The 8991-nt window shown below is 70.7% G+C and carries 8 protein-coding genes and 2 pseudogenes; 3 read left to right on the plus strand and 7 right to left on the minus strand.

From position 1 onward, the window contains the following. A pseudogene (locus QM626_RS09920) lies at positions 1–536 on the plus strand (aminomethyl transferase family protein); the annotation flags it as partial. Between the two features lie 82 nt (positions 537–618). Continuing rightward, on the plus strand, positions 619–1212 hold the full coding sequence (locus QM626_RS09925; RefSeq protein WP_415076521.1) for a helix-turn-helix transcriptional regulator: 594 nt from the start codon (positions 619–621) through the stop codon (positions 1210–1212). A gap of 54 nt (positions 1213–1266) precedes the next feature. Here the strand turns inward: QM626_RS09925 and QM626_RS09930 are convergent, their stop codons facing one another. Continuing rightward, positions 1267–2757: an aldehyde dehydrogenase family protein gene (locus QM626_RS09930; protein WP_415076523.1), complete on the minus strand. Its 1491-nt coding sequence runs from the start codon at positions 2755–2757 to the stop codon at positions 1267–1269. A gap of 116 nt (positions 2758–2873) precedes the next feature. Between QM626_RS09930 and QM626_RS09935 the strand changes: the two genes are divergently transcribed. Then, positions 2874–3524: a GntR family transcriptional regulator gene (locus QM626_RS09935; RefSeq protein WP_415076525.1), complete on the plus strand. Its 651-nt coding sequence runs from the start codon at positions 2874–2876 to the stop codon at positions 3522–3524. Between the two features lie 146 nt (positions 3525–3670). Here QM626_RS09935 and QM626_RS09940 read toward each other — a convergent pair whose 3' ends face one another. The 6 genes and pseudogenes from QM626_RS09940 to QM626_RS09965 all read right to left on the minus strand — a co-directional run. Next, positions 3671–4912 carry an ABC transporter substrate-binding protein gene (locus tag QM626_RS09940; protein ID WP_415076527.1) on the minus strand — a complete coding sequence of 414 codons (1242 nt, stop codon included), beginning with the start codon at positions 4910–4912 and terminating at the stop codon, positions 3671–3673. Further along, positions 4909–5964: a branched-chain amino acid ABC transporter permease gene (locus tag QM626_RS09945; protein WP_415076529.1), complete on the minus strand. Its 1056-nt coding sequence runs from the start codon at positions 5962–5964 to the stop codon at positions 4909–4911. The genes QM626_RS09940 and QM626_RS09945 overlap by 4 nt, the downstream gene beginning before the upstream one ends. Further along, positions 5964–6845 carry a branched-chain amino acid ABC transporter permease gene (locus QM626_RS09950; RefSeq protein ID WP_415076531.1) on the minus strand — a complete coding sequence of 294 codons (882 nt, stop codon included), beginning with the start codon at positions 6843–6845 and terminating at the stop codon, positions 5964–5966. The genes QM626_RS09945 and QM626_RS09950 overlap by 1 nt, the downstream gene beginning before the upstream one ends. Before the next feature lie 2 nt (positions 6846–6847). After that, on the minus strand, positions 6848–7558 hold the full coding sequence (locus QM626_RS09955) for an ABC transporter ATP-binding protein (protein ID WP_415076533.1): 711 nt from the start codon (positions 7556–7558) through the stop codon (positions 6848–6850). Continuing rightward, the gene (locus QM626_RS09960; RefSeq protein ID WP_415076535.1) at positions 7545–8300 is read right to left on the minus strand and encodes an ABC transporter ATP-binding protein; all 756 of its coding nucleotides are present in this window, start codon (positions 8298–8300) and stop codon (positions 7545–7547) included. The genes QM626_RS09955 and QM626_RS09960 overlap by 14 nt, the downstream gene beginning before the upstream one ends. A gap of 161 nt (positions 8301–8461) precedes the next feature. Further along, positions 8462–8991, minus strand: a pseudogene (locus QM626_RS09965) (aminomethyl transferase family protein); the annotation flags it as partial.

Consider the following 8991-nt stretch of genomic DNA (forward strand, 5'->3'; position numbering starts at 1 on the left):
TGTCCGACGACATCGAGGACTACTACCTGACCCCGTGGGAGCTCGGCTACGGCTCCTTCGTGAAGTTCGACCACGACTTCATCGGTCGCGACGCCCTGGAGCAGATCGACCCCGCCACGCAGCGACGAAAGGTGACCCTGGCGTGGGACGCCGACGACCTCGGCAAGGTGTGGACGTCGCTGCTGAACGTGGACGGCCCGCACTACAAGTTCTTCGACCTGCCGCTGGCCAACTACGGCTCCGCGAACTACGACTCGGTGGTGGACGCCGACGGCAACGTCGTCGGGTTCTCGATGTTCACCGGCTACAGCGCGAACGAGAGCCGCGGTCTGTCGCTTGGCGTCGTCGATCCCGACGTGCCGGAGGGCACCGAGCTGCGGGTGGTCTGGGGCGAGCCGGACGGGGGCACCGCGAAGGCGTCCGTCGAGCCGCACGCGCAGACCGACGTGCGCGTCGTCGTGAGCCCGGTGCCGTACTCGACGGTCGCCCGCCAGACCTACCACGGCGGCTGGCGCACCGGCTACGGCAACGCCTGAGGCACCCCGCCCGCGCCGGTGCGCGCCCCGCGACCTTCTCAGCGGCTAGCGTCGGAAGCGTGAACGGACGGAAGGGGATGCCGTGAGTCTGCGGTACGCGCTGCTGGCGATCCTGCGGGTCGGGCCCCAGTCGGGCTACGACCTGCAGAAGCAGTTCTCCCTGTCGGTCGGCCACGTGTGGCACGCGCCCGACTCGCAGATCTACCCGGAGCTGCGCAAGATGGCCGCCGAGGGCCTCGTCGAGACCGAGGACCAGGCGCGCGGCGAGCGCGGGATGCGGCGGCTCTACCACGTCACCCCGGCCGGCGAGCGGGCGTTCCTCGGCTGGATGAACGGACCGCTCGACTATCAGCGCTTCCGCGACCCGGCCCATCTGCGAGCCGCCTACCTGGAGTCGGCGGAGCCGGATGCCGCCCGCGCCTTCCTGCGCGCCCACATCGTGCACTGGGAGGGCGAGCTCGCGCAGTTCGACGGCGAGCTGCGCCATATCGACGACCTCGACAACCCGATGCTCGTCCGGCGCCTCGCCGTCACCGCGGACGCCGACCGCGAACGCACGATCGAGTACAAGCGGTTCACCTATGAGGGGCTCGCCGAGCGCGCCCGCGGCGAGATCGCCTGGGCGCATCGCGGGCTCGCGCTGGTGGACCGCCTGAGCGGGCCCGCCGGAGGCTGAGCCGCCGCCCCGGCGCCGGCGGGCGCGCGGGTCGGAGCTGTCGCGCGGGCCGGATCAGTGCGCCATCGCCGCCAGCGCGTCGGGGTCGATCGTCGCGATCGACCGGGTGTCCTGGAACGCGCGGACGCCCTCGATGCCCTGCTCGCGGCCGATGCCCGACTGCTTCATGCCGCCGAACGGGGCCCGCAGGTCCAGGCGGGTCGCACCGTGGTCGTTGACCCAGACGTAGCCGCACACGAGCTGCGACCCGACGCGCTGCGCCGCCTCGGGCGACGCCGTCCATACGCTCCCGCACAGCCCGCCCCACGTGTCGTTGGCCAGACGCACGGCATCCGCCTCGTCGTCGAACGGGATGATGGGGATGACCGGGCCGAACTGCTCCTGCGTCACGACCCGCAGCGACGGGTCGGGGTCGATCACGATCGCGGGCCGCAGGAAGTTGCCGCCGGCGAGCTCCCCGCCGGGCAGCTGTCCGTACTCCCGCACCTCGGCGCCGGCGTCCCTCGCCTCCTGGACGATCTCCGCGACGAACGCCTTCTGCGCGCGCTGGTGCAGCGGCCCCATGGTCGTGTCCTCGTCGAGCCCGTAGCCGATGACCGCCCGGTCCAGCCGGGCCTCGAGCCCCGCCACCAGCTCGTCGAGCCGGGACCGGTGCACGAACACGCGCTTCGCGTTCATGCAGATCTGGCCGGTCGTGTCGTAGATCGCCGCGTACAGCCGGTCGAGGTGCACGTCGTCGAGGATCGCGTCCTCGAGGAGGACCGCGGCATCGTTGCCGCCGAGCTCCAGCGTCACCCGGGTCAGGGTCCCCGCGGCCATCTCCATGATCCGCTTGCCGCCGTTCACGCTGCCGGTGAAGCAGACCTTGTCGACGTCGGCGATCAGACCCGCCATGTTCTCGTCCGTGCCCGTGACGACGTTCAGGACCCCGGGGGGCAGCTTCTCCGCGACGCGCTGCACCACACGGGCCGTCGCGAGCGGCGCGGAGGGCGGCGGCTTCACGATCGCCGTGTTGCCGGCCAGCAGGGCATGCGGCAGGGCCGCCCCGAGGATCGCGATCGGCCAGTTGAACGGCACGATGACGGTGACGACCCCGAGCGGCTGGTAGGCGACGTCCGTCGAGACCGGGATCGCGCCGGGCACCACGGGCAGCGTGTGCCCCTTCTCCACCTCGTCTCGGAGCATCAGCGCGAGGTTCCAGCGGATCTCGAACACGAGCGCGTCGACCCATGCCTCCATCCGGATCTTGCCGTTCTCCTGCGACAGGATCGCCGCGTCCGTGTCGCGGTCGTCGGCGATCCCCGCGATCGCCTCGGCCATGAGCCGTGCGCGCTCGAGCGCGCCCAGCGCCGCCCAGGCGGGGTACGCCTCCCTCGCGGCGGCGACCGCGTCGGCGACGTCGGCCGGGGACGCCGCGGCCGCCTCACCCACCACGGCGCCGGGCTTGGCCGGATCGGGGATCGTCAGCACATCGTCGGTGAAGCGCTCCGCGCCGCCGATGAACAGCCCGGTCCGCACCCGGGCAGCCGTGTCCGCAATGGTCATAGTCCGCACTCCTTCGTGCTCGATTCCATGCTCACGAATAATTCTACGCGGATCGGCGCGCAGATCGGCGACAATATTCGGGATCGTGACGCACCCGCGTCGCGGGAAGGACACGCATGACGACGCTCGAGCCGGCGCCCACGACGACGGCATCCGCCCTCACCGGCCGCATCCGCGACGCCATCCTGCGCGGCGACCTCGCCCCGAACCAGCGCCTCATCGAGGCCGACCTGTCCGAGTCGTACGGGGCGACCCGCGCCGCGGTGCGCACCGCGCTCGGCACCCTCGCCGGCGAGGGGCTGATCGAGCGGCTGCCCAACCGCGGCGCCCGGGTGCGCGCCCTCACGGTGGACGAGGCGATCGAGATCATCGAGGTGCGCATCGGACTGGAGTCGCTGTGCGCGCGCAAGACCGCCGAGCGTCTCACCGCCGCCCAGGCCGACGCCCTCCGGGCGCTCCGCGACGAGATCATCGACGCGGTCGCCGCCGGCGACCTGATCGAGTACTCGCGCCTGAACCAGGAGATGGACCGGCTGCTGCGCGAGGACAGCGGGCACGCGACGGCGACGGCGCTGCTGGAGCGGCTGCGGGCGCAGACCGCACGCCATCAGTTCCGGCTCGCCTTCCATCCCGGTCGCGCCGCGCAGTCGGCGCCCGAGCACATCGCGATCATCGACGCGGTGCTCGCTCAGGATGCGGATGCCGCCGAGGCCGCGACCCGTGCGCACCTGGAGGGCATCGCCGCGCTGCTGCGCGCGCTCGACTGACGGCATCCGCTCACGCCGCCGCCCCGGCCCCGGCATGGCTACAGTTCCTGCGAATGGCGCTCGGAATAACAGGCGCCATCAGCAGGAACTGTAGCCATCCACGCGGATGCGGCGCGTGACGGCGTCCGCTCAGCGATGACGCCGGCTCACCCGAAGTCGGAGACCGTCGCGTAGCCGCTGCCGTTGTACTTCTGCACGACGACCGTGGAGACCGCGGGCGAGCCGTCCACGGTCGTGTTCACCGACGTGCCCTCGAGCATGAACGGCGCCTCGTAGTCGCTGATCGAGCGCAGCGCCGTCATGAAGGCGTCACGCGTCGGCTCGGTCATCTTCTCGAACGCCTGCTGCAGCACCGCTCCGACCTGGTAGCTCCAGATGCAGTGCGGATAGGCGGGCGTGTCCTGGTAGTCCGCGTACTCCTTGAGGTCGGCGAGGAACTGCGCGCCCTCGTCGCTGTCGGCGAAGGTCGGGCTGGATGCCGACTGGGCGAACGCGACCGTGTACACGCCGGGGAAGGCGCTGCCGCCGGCCGGGGTGACGATGGCGCTCGGGCTGGACGTGTTCGACGGCAGGAACCAGCTGGGCAGCCAGTTCAGCTGCTGCGCCTTCTGCATCGACGAGATCACGAGCGGGGTGATCGACATCGCGTTGAAGAACACGTCGGCACCGGATGCAGCGAGCTCGGTCAGCTGCGCGTCCACCGACGTGTCGGTGGCCTCGTAGGTCAGCTCGTCGACGATCTCGATGTTGCTCGCGCCCTCGATGCCGGCCTTGAAGCCCTCCACGTAGCCCTCGCCGTAGTCGTCGTTCTGCGACAGGATCGCGACCTTGTGGGACTCACCGGACGCCGCCAGCAGCTCGCCGAACGCCTGGCCCTCGTTCTGGTAGATCGGCACGAAGCCGAGCTGCTCGGGGCTCTCGCTCTGGTCGCTGAAGATCGGGTCGCCGGTCATGACCAGCACCTGCGGCACGCCGTCGGCGATCGCCGCCTCGCGGTAGGCGCGGTTCGTGGGCGTGCCCAGGCCCGCCGTCATCGCGAACACGCTGTCCTTGAGCTGGTCGTAGTTGGCCTTGGCCTTCTGCGGGTCGTACGCGTCGTCGAGCGCCTGGATCTCGACGGTGCGCGTCTTGCCGTCGCCGAAGGTCACGCCGCCGGCGGCGTTGACCGCACCGAAGTACGCCGTGATGCCCGCGACGGTGCAGGTGCCGGGTCCGGCGGTGGCGCCGCTGAGCGGGGTGGTGATTCCCAGGGTGATCGTCGTGTCGGTGATGCCGGGGCTGGCCGTGGTGGCGTCGCCGCCGCGGGAACAGCCCGCGAGCGTGAGCGCGACGGCGGAGGTCAGGGCGACGATGCCCAGGATCCCCTTTGTCCTCTTGCGCAGGTTCATGCCTTCTCTTGCCTCTCTGTGTGGGTGCCGTCCTCGGCCACCGGCGTCGCCGCCGATCGCGTCGGGGAGGTGTGGGAGCCGCGGGAGCCGCCGCGCCGCGCGAGCCGGGTGACCACGCGCGGCAGCGAGACGAGCCCGCCGGGCAGGACGAACAGCACGAGCAGCAACAGGGCGCCCTGCAGCAGTGCCGTCAGGTTCGGGTCGACGATGTTGGTCAGCTGCGGCACGAGCACGTAGTACGCGCCGCCGAGCAGGGAGCCGACGATGCTGGCGGCCCCGCCGATGACCATGGAGGCCAGCAGCGTGATCGAGTGCGCGAAGCTCATCGTCTCCGGCGAGGTGTACTGCACCACGAGCATGTACAGGAAGCCGCTGACCCCGCCGATGAGGGATGCCGTGGTGAAGGCCATGACCTTGTACCGGTACGGCGAGATGCCCATGGAGGCGGCCACCGCCTCGTTGGCCTTCACGATCGCGAACGCCCGCCCGTACTTGCCGCGCACCAGGTTGGCCGTCAGCAGGAACACGATCCCGCCGATGAGGAACACCAGGTACAGCTGCCACTGGTCGTCGTAGAGGCCGCTCCAGTCGGGCGCGTCCGCGAACCGGGCCGACAGCCCCTGCGAGCCGCCGGTGAAATCGGAGAGGCGCTTGGCCAGCGGAACGCCCACGATCGGCAGGGCGATCGTGACCATCGCGATCGCCAGCCCCCCGAGCCGGGCGGCGGCCAGCGCCACGATCAGGCCCAGGACGCCGGGGATGAGCACGCTCAGCACGAACACCAGCACGATGTTCCAGTCCTCCTGCACGCCGTAGGCGGTGACGTACGCGCCGACGCCGACGAAGAAGATCTGGCCCAGCGAGACCTGGCCGGTGTACCCCATGACGACGTTGAGGCCGAGAACGGCCACCGCGAACACGCCGATGCGCGCCAGGGTCTGGTTCGCGAACACCGGCAGCACGAGCGGCAGGACGATCAGGAGCACGACGACCGCGGCGGCCAGCGTCCACCGCACCCAGGTGCGGGAGAAGAGATCTGCTGCTGCGGGCATCAGACGCGCACCACCGCTTTCCGGCCGAACAGGCCCTGAGGTCGCACGATCAGCACGACGAAGATGAGCACGAACGGCACGGCGACCTTGAGGTCGTAGCCGATGAAGGGCACGTAGACGGCGGCGAGGTTCTCCAGCACGCCGATCAGCCACGCGGCGACGACCACGCCGATCGGGCTCGACATGCCGCCGAGGATGACGGCGGCCAGCGCGTACACCAGCGCGTTGTCCATCATCCCGGGGGTCAGCGTCAGCTGCGGCGCCACCAGCGCCCCGGCCACCGCGCCGAGCACGGCGGCCAGTCCCCACCCGGTCATCAGCAGCCGTCCGACCGGCAGGCCCGACAGCGAGGCCGACTGCGGGTTCACCGCGACCGCGCGCAGCGCGAGGCCCAGCTTCGTGCCCACGAACAGCGCCTGCAGCAGCACCATGATCGCGACGATCACGACGGTCGTGCCGATCGAGCGGACGCTGACCGAGGCGCCGAGGATCTGCACCGTGTCCAGCGAGAACAGCGAGGGGAATTGCTGGTTGTTGTAGGTCCAGAGCCAGCCGCAGACCCCGGTGATCAGGGTCAGCAGGCCGATCGTGACCACGACGGCGGTGTCCGGGTCGCCGCGCTCGAACCGCCGCATCACGTACCGCTCGATCAGCGAGCCGAGCAGGAACGAGAACACGATCGAGATGAGGATGGCGAGGATCAGCGGCACGCCGATGCCGGTGAACCACCACGCCACATAGGCGGCGAGCACCGCCATGCCGCCCTGCGCGAAGTTGACCAGGCCGGTGGCCTGGTTCACCAGCACGATCGCGAGGGCGAGCGCCGCGTAGATCGAGCCGGTCGACAGCCCGTCGACGACGAGCTGGATGAAGGTCCCCACCGTCAGCCTCCCAGGTATGCGCGTCGGATCTCGTCCATGCCCTTGAGCTCGGCGGAGGTGCCGGTCAGGACGCTCCGGCCGGTCTCGAGCACCGTGGCGGTGTCGACCAGGCGGAAGGCGAGGGTGGCGTTCTGCTCGACCACGAGCATCGCGATGCCGGACTCGCGCCGCAGCCGCGCGATCGCGTCGTACACCGCCTTCGCGGTGCTGGGCGCGAGCCCCAGCGAGGCCTCGTCGAGCAGCATCAGCCGGGGCTTGGCCATGACCGCACGCCCCACCGCCAGCATCTGCTGCTCGCCGCCCGAGAGCGCGGAGGCGTGGGACTTGTAGCGCTCCTTGAGGTTCGGGAACAGGTCGAGCAGGTACTCGATGTCTGCCTCGATGCCGTTGCGGTCGCGTCGCAGGTAGGCGCCGACGCGCAGGTTCTCCCGCACGGTGAGATCGCCGAGGGTGCCACGGCCCTCCGGCACGTGCGCGATGCCGAGGGCGGCGACCTGCTCCGGCCGCCTGCCGCGGATGTCCTCGCCCTCGAACACGATGCGCCCGCCTGCCCGGACGATGCCGCTGATGGCGCGCAGCGTCGTGGTCTTGCCGGCGCCGTTCGCGCCCAGGATGCCGACCGCCCCGCCCTCGGGGACCGACAGCGACACCCCGTCCAGCACCTGGACCGGGCCGTAGAACGCCGTGACGTCGTGCAGCTCAAGCAGCGTCATCGACGGCGTCCTTCCCGATGTAGGCCTCGATCACACGCGGGTCGGACTGGGCCTCGGCGGCCGTGCCCTCCATGAGCTTGCGGCCGTGGTCGAGCACCATCACGCGGTCGGTGAGGGCGGCGATCAGGCCCATGTGGTGCTCGACGACGACGACCGTGATGTCGTCGTCGGCGCGGACGTGGCGGACCGTGTCGATCAGCTGCTCCACCTCGGTGTGCGGGAGTCCGGCCGCCGGCTCGTCGAGCAGCAGCAGCGTGGGCTCGCTCATGAGCGCGCGGCACAGCTCGACGGCCTTGTGCAGGCCGTGCGACAGCTCGTCCGCGCGCTTGCGCGCCGCCCACGCCAGCCCGCTGCGATCGAGCAGCGTCATCGCCTTCTGCCGCTGGGCGCGTTCGGCGCGCCACGTGCGCGGCAGGCGCAGCGCCCACTCGACCGGGCCGCCCGGCAGCCGGGTGTGCGCGCCCAGCAGCACGTTCTCCAGCACGGTGGCGTGCAGCTGCAGCGCCGGATGCTGGAACGTGCGGGCCAGGCCGTGACGGGCGAGGGTGGAGGGGGCGGAGCCGCGCACCTCCTGGCCGTCGATCGTGATCGAGCCGGAGCTCGGCTTGTAGTGGCCGCTGATGCAGTTGAACAGCGAGGTCTTGCCTGCGCCGTTGGGTCCGACGAGTCCGAAGATCTGTCCGGGCTCGACGTCGAAGCCCACCTCGTGGAGCACCGTGATCCCGCCGAATCGCAGGTTCACGTCTGTCAGTGTCAGTCGAGCCGCCATCGGCCGCCTTTCGGGTCGTTGCGTCCTTGCCTACGACGGAAGGGGTGGCACATCCCCTGCGTGGGACGGTACGAGGCTGTTCACAGATTGTCAACGATGTTGGTGTGACAATTCGGCAACGGATGCCGCGCGGCCTACCGGGCCGCGGTGCGCCAGCCGCCGTGGTACTCGGTGCGGGCCGTCTCCGCGTACGGCACCGGGCTCACCACGGCGCGCACCGCGATCTGCTCGTGCGGCTCGACCGTCGTCTTGCCCGAGCCCCCGTCGGGCTCGCCCCACACCACGCGCACCTCGGCGCCGACGGGGACGTCGGCGTCCACCGTCGCCAGCGACAGACCGCGCTTCTCGTTCGCGGTGACACCGGTGAACAGCGAGAGCCCGACCGTGGCGCCGTCCGCGTCGATCACGGCGTCGTAGTTCGACGAGCCGTAGTTCGCATTGGGGAGGTCGAAGAACTGGTAGCCGGGGCCCTCACGGTCCAGCACGCTCGCGAGGATCCTGGTGAGGTCCTCGTCGTTCCACGCCAGGGTCACCTTGCGTCGCTGCGTGGCGGGGTCGATCTGCTCCAGGGCGTCGCGACCGATGAAGTCGTGGTCGAACTTCACGAAGGAGCCGTAGCCGAGCTCCCACGGGGTCAGGTAGTAGTCCTCGATGTCGTCGGACA

It is taken from the genome of Microbacterium sp. (assembly GCF_047606385.1).
Taxonomy (GTDB): Bacteria; Actinomycetota; Actinomycetes; order Actinomycetales; family Microbacteriaceae; genus Microbacterium.

Coding starts and splice junctions, on each gene's coding strand:
- QM626_RS09930 (WP_415076523.1), bottom strand. CDS start 2,757: ATGACCATTGCGGACACGGCTGCCCGGGTGCGGACCGGGCTGTTCATC.
- QM626_RS09935 (WP_415076525.1), top strand. CDS start 2,874: ATGACGACGCTCGAGCCGGCGCCCACGACGACGGCATCCGCCCTCACC.
- QM626_RS09940 (WP_415076527.1), bottom strand. CDS start 4,912: ATGAACCTGCGCAAGAGGACAAAGGGGATCCTGGGCATCGTCGCCCTG.
- QM626_RS09945 (WP_415076529.1), bottom strand. CDS start 5,964: ATGCCCGCAGCAGCAGATCTCTTCTCCCGCACCTGGGTGCGGTGGACG.
- QM626_RS09955 (WP_415076533.1), bottom strand. CDS start 7,558: ATGACGCTGCTTGAGCTGCACGACGTCACGGCGTTCTACGGCCCGGTC.